Source organism: Maribacter sp. (genome assembly GCF_039974175.1).
Lineage (GTDB): Bacteria > Bacteroidota > Bacteroidia > Flavobacteriales > Flavobacteriaceae > Maribacter_C.
Genome location: NZ_JBDWJN010000003.1, coordinates 43141 through 56273 on the forward strand (window position 1 = coordinate 43141; position 13133 = coordinate 56273).

The 13133-nt window shown below is 38.7% G+C and carries 16 protein-coding genes; all 16 read right to left on the bottom strand.

Annotated features, from left to right (window positions below; translation table 11 throughout):
• Nucleotides 1-6: 6 nt before the first annotated feature.
• The 16 genes from ABJN95_RS01280 to gcvH all read right to left on the bottom strand — a co-directional run bounded on the left by ABJN95_RS01280 (nucleotide 7) and on the right by gcvH (nucleotide 13068).
• A complete protein-coding gene (locus tag ABJN95_RS01280; protein ID WP_348368176.1) occupies nucleotides 7-1239 on the bottom strand; it encodes an ABC transporter permease in 1233 nt (410 codons plus the stop codon).
• Nucleotides 1232-1933 carry an ABC transporter ATP-binding protein gene (locus ABJN95_RS01285; protein WP_348368177.1) on the bottom strand — a complete coding sequence of 234 codons (702 nt, stop codon included), beginning with the start codon at nucleotides 1931-1933 and terminating at the stop codon, nucleotides 1232-1234. The genes ABJN95_RS01280 and ABJN95_RS01285 overlap by 8 nt, the downstream gene beginning before the upstream one ends.
• A gap of 97 nt (nucleotides 1934-2030) precedes the next feature.
• On the bottom strand, nucleotides 2031-3149 hold the full coding sequence (locus ABJN95_RS01290) for an efflux RND transporter periplasmic adaptor subunit (protein WP_348368178.1): 1119 nt from the start codon (nucleotides 3147-3149) through the stop codon (nucleotides 2031-2033).
• 90 nt (nucleotides 3150-3239) lie between these two features.
• Nucleotides 3240-4496, bottom strand: coding sequence for an ABC transporter permease (locus ABJN95_RS01295; RefSeq protein WP_348368179.1), 1257 nt, complete (start codon nucleotides 4494-4496; stop codon nucleotides 3240-3242).
• A gap of 51 nt (nucleotides 4497-4547) precedes the next feature.
• Nucleotides 4548-5795 carry an ABC transporter permease gene (locus ABJN95_RS01300; protein WP_348368180.1) on the bottom strand — a complete coding sequence of 416 codons (1248 nt, stop codon included), beginning with the start codon at nucleotides 5793-5795 and terminating at the stop codon, nucleotides 4548-4550.
• A 122-nt stretch (nucleotides 5796-5917) separates the two neighbouring features.
• Nucleotides 5918-6133 (bottom strand): hypothetical protein, encoded by a 216-nt coding sequence (locus tag ABJN95_RS01305; protein WP_348368181.1) that lies wholly within the window; start codon nucleotides 6131-6133, stop codon nucleotides 5918-5920.
• A 37-nt stretch (nucleotides 6134-6170) separates the two neighbouring features.
• Nucleotides 6171-6704 (bottom strand): DUF420 domain-containing protein, encoded by a 534-nt coding sequence (locus ABJN95_RS01310; protein WP_348368182.1) that lies wholly within the window; start codon nucleotides 6702-6704, stop codon nucleotides 6171-6173.
• Entirely contained in the window at nucleotides 6705-7430 is a 726-nt protein-coding gene (locus tag ABJN95_RS01315) for an SCO family protein (RefSeq protein WP_348368183.1), read from the bottom strand. It abuts the gene before it with no gap.
• Nucleotides 7430-8062: a hypothetical protein gene (locus ABJN95_RS01320; RefSeq protein ID WP_348368184.1), complete on the bottom strand. Its 633-nt coding sequence runs from the start codon at nucleotides 8060-8062 to the stop codon at nucleotides 7430-7432. The genes ABJN95_RS01315 and ABJN95_RS01320 overlap by 1 nt, the downstream gene beginning before the upstream one ends.
• A gap of 136 nt (nucleotides 8063-8198) precedes the next feature.
• Complete coding sequence (locus ABJN95_RS01325; RefSeq protein WP_348368185.1) at nucleotides 8199-8582, bottom strand: cytochrome C oxidase subunit IV family protein; 384 nt, start codon at nucleotides 8580-8582, stop codon at nucleotides 8199-8201.
• Nucleotides 8583-8673: 91 nt separating this feature from the next.
• Nucleotides 8674-9660, bottom strand: a complete 987-nt coding sequence (locus ABJN95_RS01330; RefSeq protein WP_348368186.1) for a cytochrome c oxidase subunit 3 — start codon at nucleotides 9658-9660, stop codon at nucleotides 8674-8676.
• 94 nt (nucleotides 9661-9754) lie between these two features.
• Entirely contained in the window at nucleotides 9755-10336 is a 582-nt protein-coding gene (locus ABJN95_RS01335; RefSeq protein ID WP_348368187.1) for a cytochrome c oxidase subunit 3, read from the bottom strand.
• Between the two features lie 3 nt (nucleotides 10337-10339).
• Nucleotides 10340-11239, bottom strand: coding sequence for a heme o synthase (cyoE, locus tag ABJN95_RS01340; RefSeq protein WP_348368188.1), 900 nt, complete (start codon nucleotides 11237-11239; stop codon nucleotides 10340-10342).
• Nucleotides 11240-11467: 228 nt separating this feature from the next.
• Nucleotides 11468-12172 (bottom strand): energy transducer TonB, encoded by a 705-nt coding sequence (locus ABJN95_RS01345; protein ID WP_348368189.1) that lies wholly within the window; start codon nucleotides 12170-12172, stop codon nucleotides 11468-11470.
• A gap of 121 nt (nucleotides 12173-12293) precedes the next feature.
• On the bottom strand, nucleotides 12294-12695 hold the full coding sequence (locus tag ABJN95_RS01350) for a VanZ family protein (protein ID WP_348368190.1): 402 nt from the start codon (nucleotides 12693-12695) through the stop codon (nucleotides 12294-12296).
• Nucleotides 12688-13068, bottom strand: a complete 381-nt coding sequence (gene gcvH, locus ABJN95_RS01355) for a glycine cleavage system protein GcvH (RefSeq protein ID WP_348368191.1) — start codon at nucleotides 13066-13068, stop codon at nucleotides 12688-12690. Before gcvH ends, ABJN95_RS01350 begins: the two co-directional genes overlap by 8 nt.
• Between the last annotated feature and the right edge of the window lie 65 nt (nucleotides 13069-13133).

Consider the following 13133-nt stretch of genomic DNA (forward strand, 5'->3'; position numbering starts at 1 on the left):
AGTATTTTATTTATCGTCTCTCAATGCCACAATGGGCTTTATATTCGCAGCCTTCATAGCAGGAATCAATCCTGCAAGTACACCGGCAACTACCAAAATAATAGTGGCAGTAAGCACAATTGAAAAGCTAACGGATGGATTGGTAAAGGCCGGAGATTGCATTGCAGGCCCAACTGCGGCCAAAATACCGGTTGCAAAAAACAGCCCTATAAAACCAGATAAAGCCGTAATAAAAACCGATTCTAAGAGCACCAATTTTATTATCTGACCCGGAACCGCTCCCAGTGCTTTTCGTATTCCTATCTCTTTGGTACGCTCCTTTATGATAAAAACCATTATGTTTCCAATACCGACAATGCCCGCAATTAAAATCAAAATACCTACAGCGATGCCTATCCAAGATAAAACGCCTGTAAAACTGCTGATATCTGAAAAGGCTTCGGCATAATTCCAAATTCGTATTCCGGATTGATCTTCTGGGGCAATTTTATGTCTTCGCTTCAATATATTCTCCAAGCGCGTTGAAAATTCCAACGCCTTCGTCAAATCATAAGAGGAGTTATAAGTAAGAGCTATTCCATCAATCTCATCGGTATTCGAATAAATTTTCTGATACGTTGTTAAGGGCGCATAAATTCTTCTTTCAGCATTGTCGTCTCCTTCATCTGTAAAAATTCCTATTACACGAAAGGGCAAATCATTAAATTCTACAAATTTGCCGAGTGGGTCTTCTTCCTTAAATAAATCTTCGCCTACTTTTCTTCCGATTACCGCAACTTTCGATGCAGAAGTTAGATCATTGATATTGATGAATCTTCCTTTTGTCACAATAGTCTTTTCGATAACCTGATGGTCGGGATGTATTGCTTGCACAGAATAGCTACCGGTTTCACTTTTGTAACGGGCAGATGTGTTTTTGAACATACGACCAGTAATATGTTCATAGTCTTTGGAAAAACTTTTTCGTATGTACTCTACATCATCATTTCTTAACTGAATTCTTCTATCCTTCTCAAAGCCTGCATATGCTTTTGAGGTGAGGCCCGGTCGAATGAAAATTGAATTGGTCGCGTCATCATTGAACTGACTATAAAATCCATTCTGCATACCATTAACAGACGCTAATAGCATTACCAGAATAAAGATTCCCCAACCCACCGAAAAGCCTGTTAAGAACGTTCTCAATTTGTTGTTCTTAATGCTGTGAAAAATTTCCTGCCAAATATCTCTATCAAACATATTCTGACGCTCTTACTTGTTTTACTTTTTTATCTTCTACGATCACACCATCTTTTAGATGTACAATACGTTTACACATATTGGCAATATCTGGCTCGTGTGTTACCACCAATATCGTATTGCCCTCGTCATTAATTTTCTGAATCAAATCCATCACTTCATACGAAGTTTTACTATCAAGTGCACCAGTTGGCTCATCTGCCAATAACACTTTAGGCTCAGCGGCCATTGCCCGAGCAATTGCCACACGCTGCTTTTGACCTCCCGAAAGTTCACTAGGTAAATGTGTGGCCCATTCTTTCAAACCTACTTGTTCTAAGTATTTCAATGCCTTTTCTTGGCGCTCTTTTCTACCTACCTTCTGATAGTACAGTGGTAAGGCCACATTTTCCATCGCGTTTTTGTAATTGATAAGATTAAAAGATTGGAATACAAAGCCTAAAAATTTGTTGCGGTAGTTCGCGGCTTTTGTTTCATTGAGTTCTTTAATGGGAACGCTGTCTAAGGTGTACGAGCCTTCGTCTAACCCATCTAACATTCCTAAAATATTTAATAAGGTAGATTTCCCAGAACCAGAGGAACCCATAATGGCGACCAATTCGCCTTCTTCTACAGAAAAGTTAATACCTTTTAAAACATGAAGGGAATTGCTTCCCATTTTATACGATTTATGAAGGTTTTTGATTTCAATCATGTTGGTTGTATTTGTTTTGCTTGGTCGCTGCCTAAGGTATTTGCCAATAAGACACCCAAGTCGTTAAATTGTTACAAGAATTGCTATAAATTTTATGTTAATTGTTTTCTGCGAACTCTTGAGGCTTGATTTGATTCCAAACTTTTATTTTATCATCGGCTGAAATACCTGATTTTATTTCGACGAAAATGCCATCACTAACCCCCAATTCTATGTCTTTTCGTTCAAATTGTTGATCTCCAGTCGCTATCTCCAAAAAAGGTTTTTTGGTAGTAGAATCGAATTGCACTAGGGCTTCTTTAACGGCTAGAACACTATCTGCCCTTGCCAGAATAATGGACGCATTGGCACTCAGGCCCGCTCTAATGAAGGTAGTATCACTTTTAGTAAGGGTTCCTTTGATTTCAAATTGTATGGCTCCGTTTTCTTCATTCCCTTTTGGGGCAATGTAGTCTAAAACAGCGTCGAATTTTTGATTTTCTATTGCTCCTACTGTAATTTCCAAGGGAAGATTTTCTTTGATTTTACCTACTTCAGATTCATCTACCTTGCCTTCGAATATCATTTTTTCAACATCCGCAATTGCGGCAATGGTAGTTCCCTCATTAAAATTATTACTTTCAATTACCTGATTACCGACTTCTACAGGTACTTCAAGCACCATACCACTTACGGTTGCACGAATTTGCGTATTGGCAGCACTTCCATATCCCTTTGCAGTACCTGTTTTTACAATATCATAACGCTTATTTGCGGCCCCGTATGACTGTTTGGCCTGGTCAAAACTTACTTCAGCTCGCTCAAGATCGACCTTCGAAATAACTCCTTTGTCAAAAAGGCTTTTTTGCCTATCTAAATTTCGTTTTTGATCGTCTAAGGCAATTTTCGCCTCATCTATCGCATTTCGTGCATCGTTCAGAGCATTAAGGTTCGGAACAACTTTTATTCTACATATGAGGTCACCTGATTTTACATAGTCACCGCCTTCAACAAATACTTCTTCTATAACCCCAGAAATATTTGGCTTGATCAATACCTCCTCAAGGGGAAGAATACTGCCCGTGGCTACGGTCTTCTTAACAATGGTTTGCTTTGAAGCCTCTTCCGTTTCATAAACTATGGGGTCTTCCGAATTTTTTTGATATAAATAATACATGGCACCCCCAAAGGCTAAAACAATGGTTAATAGGATTACAATGGTTACTTTCTTTTTCATTTTGTATTTAGTTTGATTCGATTGATGATTTTATGTCAAGGTTTAAAATTGTTTCTTTATACTAAGCGATACGCCTTCTTATTTCAAATGCTATTCGGCTCGTAACGCTTCAATGGGCCTAACTCGAATGGCACTATTTGCGGGAATAAAGCCAGCTAAAAGGCCTGAGATAATTAAAATGGTCAATGCAACGACCACAACCCCTAAATTCACGTTTGGGTTTACAAACATCATTACGGGGCCTACCATCTGCAACAAATAATTGATTCCATATATCGTCAATGCTCCAAAAACAATACCTGCCATTCCAGAGATAATCGTTAAGAATATCGATTCCATTAGAATCTGTTTTTTGATAGACCATGGGTTTTCACCTAAGGCCCTTCGTATTCCGATTTCTTTGGTACGCTCTTTTACCACAATGAGCATAATATTACTCACGCCAATAATACCCGACAAGAGCACCAAAATGCCAACGAAATAAGCGATGAATTCCAGAGCCCCAAATAGGGTAACTACCCTGCTGAATTGCTCAAAAAGATCGAAATGACCGATGGCCCTAAGATCTTCTGGATGAATCGTATGTCGTTCTTTTAAAAGTGTAAATATATTCTCCTTAATTTCGGTAATTGGTGTGCCATCAACAGCTGTAATCGCCATCCAGCCGACGTTATTGGCGCGATTAAAAACTTGGGAAAAGGTGGTGAAAGGGGTATAAATGTCTTGCTGTGCTTCATTGTTGCCGTCTGAATTGCTTTTATGGTAGGTACCGATAATCATAAAGTTGACACCATTGATTTTAATATAGCTGCCAAGTACTTCTTCATCCTTCTCGTATAGGCTTTTTCGAACATCAGTGCCGATAATGGCTACTTTTCGCTTTTCCTTTATATCTGAATGGTTAATAAATCTACCGGAAGTAATATCCATCGGTTGTTGGTTAATGATTTCAGGATAATCACCATAGATACTAAACGCTCCGCTCTTCAGGCCGCGAACCACGTTGCTCGAGCCTTGAAATCCGCCAGATTGGTTTCGTGGAGAAACGTAGCGTAGGTTGGGAACGTCGCGCCAAATGGCATCGACATCTTCAATCTTGAAATTGAAGTTTCTATCCTTAGGAAGCCCTTTGTATGCTTTTGTAACCCCTTGTGTCCACATAAACATAGTATTGGTCGCGATATCTCCAAAATCAGCCCTTATACCATTCTCTAATCCTTTACCGGCAGCCAATAGCAAAATCAGTATAAATATTCCCCAAAAGACGCCAAAGGCAGTAAGTACAGTTCTAAACCAGTTGGTTGTTAGTACTTGTAATATTTCCGTCCAACGATCTCTATTAAACATCTTCTTTTTCTGTTTCTATTTTTAAAATTCCTAAAACCGCGTATGCGTTAATTACTCGTCTCTCAATGCAACGATTGGCTTGATCTTTGCCGCCCTCCAAGCCGGAAAAAACCCTGCTAAGGCCCCGGCAAAAATTAGTATGAACACGGTTGTCAATGCAACCTTAAAATCGATTGATGGATTCAGGATATAGTCAACTTCAACCATGGGTCCTAAAATCTCTAAAAGCCCCATACTGAAAATCAAGCCACCAAAGCCAAAAACAGCGGTCACAAAAATGGCCTCATGCAAAATTAGACCGATAACCGAAATTGGTTTTGCTCCTAGCGCCTTTCGAATACCTATTTCTTTTGTTCTCTCACGTACGATTATGAGCATAACATTGCTCACACCAACAATACCAGCAATAATGGTGCAAATACCAACAAACCAAAAGAATAGGCGTATCCCATTGGTGAGATTATAAAAGCGCTGCACATTTTCCAATGTATTGAAGGTGTTTATCGCACTTTGATCATCGGGCGCCACGGTATGGGTTTGCTTGAGATACGATTTAAGTTCCTCGGTAAACTGAGTTGATTCTACCAACGATTGTTCAAAAGTCTCCGCCGGTTTTAAGGTGAAGTACATCATATTAAGACGATCAGCGCCATTGAAGACCGCTTGTGCTGTATTTACTGGCATATATATTTTTTCCTCTTCACGATCACCGCCAATGTCTCCATATACCCCTACAATTTGAAAACTTAAACCCGAAATTTCAATGTGTTCTCCAATAGGATCTTCAATCATGCCCAGCAACTCCCGATGAATTTTATTGCTTATAACCACCACCTTACCTTTTTGGAGGTTGTCATTATAATTCAAAAAACGACCGTAAGACATAAATGCGTTCTCCAATTGCTGAAAGTCGGGAGAAGTACCCCATATCGAATAGGCACCAGACTCCGCACCGTAGTTTATAGAAGTATTAAAAACCCGGTACATGGGGGATTTGTATTCTAATTTGTCGGAATGTAACTTTTCAACAAAGTCATAGTTCTCATCGCGAAGCTGTATCACACGCCCAGGATTCAATCCCTTATATTCCTTGGTTGTGACCTGAGTCCATACCCCAATCATATTGCTGGCGTCTCGTTCAAATTCTTTGGCGATGCCATTTTGCATACCTTGACCAAAGCCCAATAAAATAACTAAGATGAAAATTCCGGAGGCGACAGAGAGACCCGTAAGAAAGGTCCGTAATTTGTTTTTACGGATGGTATCAAAAATCTCTTGCCATCTTTCGATGTCGAACATTGTATTGATTTTGTTGATTGATGAAGTGAAATAGGGGGACTATCGCACATTTATTAGACTACATAACTATTAAAAATGTTACAGTTTGGGTAACAAAAAAATGTTAAAATAATCTTTGAATACTAGTTCTTCATCTTTTTGTAGACAAAATAGAAGAGCACTCCTACCAAAACATAGGGTATAGCCATAAGATAAACGATGCCGTTGTTAATACCCTCGGCCACCGCCGCATTACCCTCACTTTCTAGCACCGCACGGCACATAGCGCATTGCGCTTTCGCCGTTTCTGGAATAAAAAAGAACGCTAAAAATACAAGTATGACAACAAATCTTTTCATAAAAGGGCCTTCGACCATGCTCGGGCTGACTACTACTTTAATTCACATAATATGGTGAAATCATAAGATATACAATTACCCCAGAAACGGCCACATACAACCAAATGGGAAACGTAATCTTGGCGAATTTACGATGACTTTCAAACTTACCTAAATACCCTTTTGCGTAGGTTTTTAAGACCAAAGGAATTACTGCAATAGATAAAACGATATGTGAAATCAATACAACGAAATATACATATTTAAATACTCCTTCTCCGCCATAGGACGTAGATTCTGAAGTCATGTGGTAGATAATATAGAGTATTAAAAAAATAAGAGACAGCCCTATACAGCTTGTCATTAGCTTTTGATGCAATGGCTGGTTTCCCTTCTTAATGGCCCAAACCGCAAGTAGCAGTAAAATTGCTGTAAGACCGTTTATAGTTGCATAAATAGGAGGAAGAAAACCCAATCGTTCTACACCATCTAGCTTTACTCCGAACAAAATAGCAACCACGATGGGAACTACAATTGACACAACAGTTATCAATCGATTGAATCTTCTTTCTTTTAGCGCCAAATCTTCCATTTATTCCTCGAGTAGTTTTTTGATATCCTCCTTTAAAATAGTAATCTGTTGCTTTTCGCCTTCTTCATTTTCATCTTGGGCTTCGGTTATTGCGCCTCTATAATATACAATAGGGTTGCCAAAGTCATCTACTCTCGAGCGTATGAAGCCATTTTTATCAATTAGTGCGAACAGGCCAGAATGTTCAAATCCACCGGGAGCATCTGGCATTTCGGCGGCAAAAATATTAAAGCCGCTATTTGCTAGATCATAGATTTTAGCTTTATCACCGGTCATTAAATGCCAATCTAAATCGGTTATAGCATAGCGTTCTGCATATTCCTTTAAAACTCGGGGGGTATCGTAGTCGGGAGTGATAGAAAAGGAAGCAATGCCGAAGTTTTCCGCAGCCGAAAATTGGTTTTGAAGTTCCACCAGATTCTTGGTCATAATCGGACATATTGAAGGGCAACTGGTAAAAAAGAACTCCGCTACAAAAACTTTACCTTCATAGTCTTTGTCGCTGATTAGTAAACTATCTTGATTTAAAAATTCAAAACTAGGTACACGGCGCTTTTTTCCATTTAGCATAACAAATGCCAGGTCTCCGCTATTATCTTTAATATTTATTCTGTCGTTTTCAACGACAGCACCACTTTTGACACGTTCAACTATCTTCGGAATAAATAGGATTCCAAAAATCAAGATAACCAACGATACCCACACATAGGTGTATTTATTCTTCATTACTTTGTTCGATCTGCATTATTCTTTTTCAAGGCCAGGCGATATTCTGCCAAGATAATCTTCATATCATCCTCCATTTTGTTGTTTAGTTCGGCAACCGACACGGTATTGAAACCATATTTGGTACCTTCATCCTCATCATCGGTTCGGCCTCTCAGGTTTTTATCCTTATCTATAATAAAGACATAGGGTGTTGCTAAATTTTCATCCAATGATAAGTCTGCTTTCAGGCTTGCAAAGAAGTTTCTAATCTCGTTTTCTTTGGCATAGACAAACTTCCACTTTTTTATATCTGTAAGATTTCCCAGCTCAGTTTTTAGAGCATCGACCTTTGCCTCACTACCCTGGAGAACAAGCATCACGAATTGAAAATCATTAAATTCATAAAAACGCTTGTATATCTTCTGGTTGAGATTGAAAGCGTTCCCTTTTTTATTCTCGATATCACTTCCTAGAAATCCAAGTACTGTAATCTTATCTTGAAGCGTAACACTGCCGTCAAAATTAGAAACATCGTTTATATTTTCTGTTAATATGGGAAGTTTTCCAAAATTATTTACTCCTGAAGCAAAAAAGAGATATGCTACAATGGGAAGAATAAAAAGCACTACTAAAACAAAGGTCTTCTTCATAGATTCAGTACTAGGCGATCAGCATTTCTAAAAAATGCGAGCTCAAAGAAAATTGAAAAGTTGCTGTACTAATTCAGCACAAACAAAAATAAAAAAGACGGCTCGAATGCCGTCTTTTTTATCTGTTAATTATACGTTAGAAGTTCCAAGTTACGAAACCATCTTTATAAACGTTGTACACATAATCGGCTTCAAAAAGCAAGATGAATACAAGATAAGCAACCAAGAATATCGGGGTCCATACTATGGCTCTTCTCAATGCTGTTTTCTCATCACGAAGGTGCATAAAATCCCAGGCAATGTAATATGCCTTCACGAGCGTTAAAATGATGAATATCCAATTCAACAGCTTCATGCCTATAAAGGTATTGTGGAGAAGAACTTCTGGCTTCATAATACCTAATACAACTTCCACAGCAGTAACTACACATAAGAAAGCCAGTACGCCCCATATTTTTTGGGTGTTGGACTTGAATTTCCACAATCCTCTAAATATTTCTAATTTGTGTTCGTGTGCCATTTTAGTTGAGATGTTAAGCTTTTTTATAATAACGTATTGTAATCAATTTTCCTTATAAGAATGTACGGTGTCTGCCTTTACAGCAATCAAATTATACCAAGTAGAAGAAGGTAAATACAAATACCCAAACCAAATCTACAAAGTGCCAGTACAGTCCCACCTTTTCTACCATTTCATAGTGACCGCGCTTCTCATACGTACCTAGAACGACATTGAAGAAAATAATCAAATTAATGACTACTCCCGAAGTTACGTGGAAACCGTGAAACCCTGTGATAAAGAAAAAGAAATCGGCAAACAGTCGACTGCCATATTCGTTTTGAATCAAGTTAGCACCTTCAACCACTTGCACTGCATCATTTAACTTTGCCAGCGATTCCTCTCTGGTTAAAAGGGTTTTCTCGCCTTGCCCCTCTCCTTCTTGTATAATGGCTTCCGTTCTTATCAGAATATTCGGATGGGCTTTGACTCCTTCGATAACCTCATTCAAAGAATACGATGGAAGCGCTGTACCCTCATAGTACCATATCCCATTCTTCTTTTCATGATTTACGCGTTCACTAGCAATGCTTTCAGAAAAATCGGCTATCGCGGCTCTTTCACCTGTATCCGCATTTACGAATTGTAAGATACGACCTCCTTTCGTTTCAAGCGCTCCAAAATCACCCTTGATAAAGGTTGCCCATTCCCAAGCCTGAGAACCCACGAAAATAGCACCCCCAATGATCGTTAAGAACATATACCAGATAACGGCATTCTTCTTCATTCTATGGCCTGCATCTACTGCTAACACCATCGTTACTGATGAAATAATCAGAATAAGCGTCATAAACGCCACATAAATCATAGGAAAGTTACCATGCACAAAAGGTACATGGGTAAAAACCTGATCAGCAATTGGCCAAGTTTCGATAAACTTAAAACGAGAGAAACCATAGGCAGCTAATAAACCTGAAAAGGTCAAGGCATCAGAAACGAGGAAAAACCACATCATCAATTTACCATAACTTGCTCCAAGGGGCCTATTGCCACCACCCCAAACGTTTTCTTCCGAACCTGTCGCTACCGTTGAATCCATATATAACTTATCGTATGATTAGAATTTGTGCAAATTTACATCTTTTTTAACGTTTCAAAAATCGAATCGCTATCAAAACCAATTTTAATTCAATTTATTTTACAAAGGTCATAAACAATATCAAATACACCCATAAAATGCCAAGAAAATGCCAGAAAGTAGCTCCCAACGAAATACCCAAATAGGATACGGAAGTATATTTTCCTTTTAGCTGATTGTACAAAACTACTGACAGTGAAATGAGTCCCGCCACTACATGCAGAATATGCACAAATGCAATTAAAAAGACATAAGACATTTTAATGCTACTTGTAGGGCCGGTGAACCGGTACCCATTGCCTAACATTTGTTCGAAACCTTGAAATTGTAGGTAGATAAAGCTTACCCCTAGAATTAAGGTAACGACCAAAAAAATAGTGCTCTGCTGTGATTTGTTTTGCTGTATGCTTTGCTTGGCTAAAATGTACGTTAGACTGCTAACAACAATGAGGGCCGTGCTCACATAAAACAAAGAGGGTAATTCAATATCTTTAATCCAATCTTCTCGTGAACTACTCACAATATAGGCGCTGGTCCATCCGGCAAAGCCCATCACTAAAGCGGCAATACCGAACCATAACATCATCTTTTTCGATCTATCGTACTTCTCCTTCTCCGAACCTTGGGTTAAATCCATTCTTTATAAAAATTTATCAATTACGTAAACAAGCTGCATCAACGTAATATAACTTACACTAGCCAACATTAATTTCCGTGCCGCGGGATTATCCCTTTTTTCGTATAAACGGAGGGCAAAAACCAGCATTACCATTCCCATTAGAAATACTATGATGGCAGCGGGGATCGACAAGGTCAATGCTCCGGTAATTCCAAAAGCCGGAATAACAGAAATCACTATCATCCAAATGGTATACATGACAATTTGTAAGGCTGTACCTCTATCTTTTTTCCCTGTGGGAAGCATTTTAAAACCGCCCTTTTTGTAATCCTCGTCCAACATCCAACCTAGCGCCCAAAAATGTGGAAACTGCCAAAAGAATTGAATCATAAATAAGGTGCCGGGTTCAATTCCAAAATCATTTGTAGCTGCTACCCAGCCCAACATAAAAGGTATGGCTCCAGGAAAGGCTCCCACAAAAACCGCCAATGGTGTTTTGGTCTTCAAAGGCGTATAAACACTAGTATATAAAAAGATAGATATTGCCCCGAACATTGCGGTCTTTGGGTTCAAATAATACAAGGCAATTACGCCCAATACAGTTAACAAGATGGCTATTGTCAGGGCTTTGTTCACCGACATACGACCAGAGGGAATCGGACGATTCTTCGTACGGCTCATCAAAGCGTCCAAATCTCTTTCTATAATTTGGTTGTAAACGTTGGAAGCACCCACCATACAATACCCACCAAACGCCAAAAGCAGCAGCGAAATTGGGTTTATAGCAACGGGTGCCAAGAGATAACCTGCAATAGACGAGAATACAACGCTAACCGCCAGTCGTGCCTTAGTAATCTCCTTAAAATCGGAAAAAACCAAAGACCAAGCGCTATTCTTTGCCGTACTGACCGCTGTCTTCATATCTATTTCTAAATGGTCTGCAAAGATAAACCCCAACCTTCTTTTTTACAACGAATTACATCGATTTAATCTCAGCTTTTACCACAGACGTCTTAAGCCCCAATCTTATGACAAATAAAAGCTAAGATTCTACATTCTTAGCTGTACACCAGCCGATATAAATATCTACGGCAAAAAAAATCCCTAACTTAAAAAGTTAGGGATTTCGTATAAAGAGTAAAATCTCTTTTATTGTAATTTAAATGTAATTGGAATACTAAAAGGAACACGTACCGCACGACCCCTTTGCTTACCAGGTGTCATTCTGGGTAATTTACCAATGATTCTTGCAGCTTCTTTTTCCAAATTTTTATCTGGACCACGCATTCTTACATTGCCAATGCTTCCGTCTTTTTGAATCGTAAACATTACACTTACTCTTCCTTGAACACCCATTTCTTGAGCAATTTCAGGATAGCGGAAGTTTTTGCTAATATGCTTTTGCATCATTTTATTGAAGCAAGCACGTTTGTTACTTTCTTTTTCACAGCCTGGAAAAACAGGAACGTTCTCGATTACCGCGAAAGGTACATCTACATCTTCTTCTATTTCTTCTACTTCAACGTCCTCTACTTCCATAACTTCTTCTTCCTCGTTACTTTCTGTAGATTCGATAACCGTTTCTTCAACCTCTTCTTCATCTTCAACAACCTCAATGATTTCCGGAGCTGCTGGCGGAGGTGGAGGTGGAGGTGTTTTTAATTGCTCAGTCATCGGAACTTCCTCATCCAAGTCATCATCAACATTCATAGAAATATCGTATTCATTGCCACCTTCATAGGTCTTATGCTCCAAGGCAAAATAAGTAAGAGCCATTACAGCGAACAATCCTACAGCAAAATATAAACCAGTATTTCTAGTTAAATCTGCTTTTGGATTCTTTTTTGGTTCCATAGTTTTACATTTAATGTGTTTGCTAATTTAATTAATTATTCTAATCGTGCAAAATTAAAATCTGTTATAGACCCGTTAAATTTCTATAATAACAAAAGATTTCGCTATTCATCGAAACCGTCTAAAATTGCCACTTCAACCGTCTTTTGCCCGAAAAGTAGCATTTCATTAACATTCCACCGCTGATACTGCCTATGGTATTCGCCACACCGTCTAGTGTATCGGCAGTTCTTGCAGTAGTAAGATAATATTGAAACACTTCCATTAATACCCCAAACAAAATAGTTCCGAAGATCATAAATAGCACAGCTTTTTTCAATTGCAGCTTACCCCTTGAACGCTCTCTTAAAAAGAACACTCCTAAAATACAGGCCACAAAATAAAAGGTAAAATGCACTATTTTATCAAGATGTGGAATTTCAAAGCTTGGCGGATCAACATCCTCAAAAGAATATAAGCTGGAAAATGTTATGAACACCATCCAGCTTACAAATGCAATTGTAAAAACAAATCTCTTAGGCACCAACCAAGGCTTTGTAATCGGCATCCGATAGTAGGCCGTCAAACTGTGAAGGGTCACTCATTTTTATTTTGATCATCCATCCTTCACCATAAGGATCGGTATTTACCTTTTCAGGGGCGTCTTCTAGAGCTTCATTGAATTCGACAATCTCTCCACTCAATGGAAGAAAAAGATCAGAAACTGTTTTTACAGCTTCAACCGTTCCAAAGACCTCATCTTGATCTAAGGTCTCGTCTAAGGTCTCGACTTCGACATAGACAATATCGCCCAGTTCGCCTTGGGCAAAATCGGTAATTCCAACGGTAGCCACATCACCTTCGATGCTGACCCACTCGTGATCTTTGGTATACTTTAATTCTGATGGTATGTTCATTACAGGTATTTTGAATTCGTCAAGCAAATGTAAATGATTCTTACTCAAACTCAAAAGTCAAATAC

Excerpts from the sequence above, each read along its gene's own strand:
- ABJN95_RS01315 (WP_348368183.1), bottom strand. The coding sequence starts at position 7,430 with ATGAAGAATAAATACACCTATGTGTGGGTATCGTTGGTTATCTTGATT.
- ABJN95_RS01285 (WP_348368177.1), bottom strand. The coding sequence starts at position 1,933 with ATGATTGAAATCAAAAACCTTCATAAATCGTATAAAATGGGAAGCAAT.
- ABJN95_RS01300 (WP_348368180.1), bottom strand. The coding sequence starts at position 5,795 with ATGTTCGACATCGAAAGATGGCAAGAGATTTTTGATACCATCCGTAAA.
- ABJN95_RS01295 (WP_348368179.1), bottom strand. The coding sequence starts at position 4,496 with ATGTTTAATAGAGATCGTTGGACGGAAATATTACAAGTACTAACAACC.
- ABJN95_RS01305 (WP_348368181.1), bottom strand. The coding sequence starts at position 6,133 with ATGAAAAGATTTGTTGTCATACTTGTATTTTTAGCGTTCTTTTTTATT.
- ABJN95_RS01325 (WP_348368185.1), bottom strand. The coding sequence starts at position 8,582 with ATGGCACACGAACACAAATTAGAAATATTTAGAGGATTGTGGAAATTC.
- ABJN95_RS01330 (WP_348368186.1), bottom strand. The coding sequence starts at position 9,660 with ATGGATTCAACGGTAGCGACAGGTTCGGAAGAAAACGTTTGGGGTGGT.
- ABJN95_RS01290 (WP_348368178.1), bottom strand. The coding sequence starts at position 3,149 with ATGAAAAAGAAAGTAACCATTGTAATCCTATTAACCATTGTTTTAGCC.
- ABJN95_RS01320 (WP_348368184.1), bottom strand. The coding sequence starts at position 8,062 with ATGAAGAAGACCTTTGTTTTAGTAGTGCTTTTTATTCTTCCCATTGTA.
- ABJN95_RS01345 (WP_348368189.1), bottom strand. The coding sequence starts at position 12,172 with ATGGAACCAAAAAAGAATCCAAAAGCAGATTTAACTAGAAATACTGGT.
- ABJN95_RS01310 (WP_348368182.1), bottom strand. The coding sequence starts at position 6,704 with ATGGAAGATTTGGCGCTAAAAGAAAGAAGATTCAATCGATTGATAACT.
- ABJN95_RS01280 (WP_348368176.1), bottom strand. The coding sequence starts at position 1,239 with ATGTTTGATAGAGATATTTGGCAGGAAATTTTTCACAGCATTAAGAAC.
- cyoE (WP_348368188.1), bottom strand. The coding sequence starts at position 11,239 with ATGAAGACAGCGGTCAGTACGGCAAAGAATAGCGCTTGGTCTTTGGTT.
- gcvH (WP_348368191.1), bottom strand. The coding sequence starts at position 13,068 with ATGAACATACCATCAGAATTAAAGTATACCAAAGATCACGAGTGGGTC.
- ABJN95_RS01335 (WP_348368187.1), bottom strand. The coding sequence starts at position 10,336 with ATGGATTTAACCCAAGGTTCGGAGAAGGAGAAGTACGATAGATCGAAA.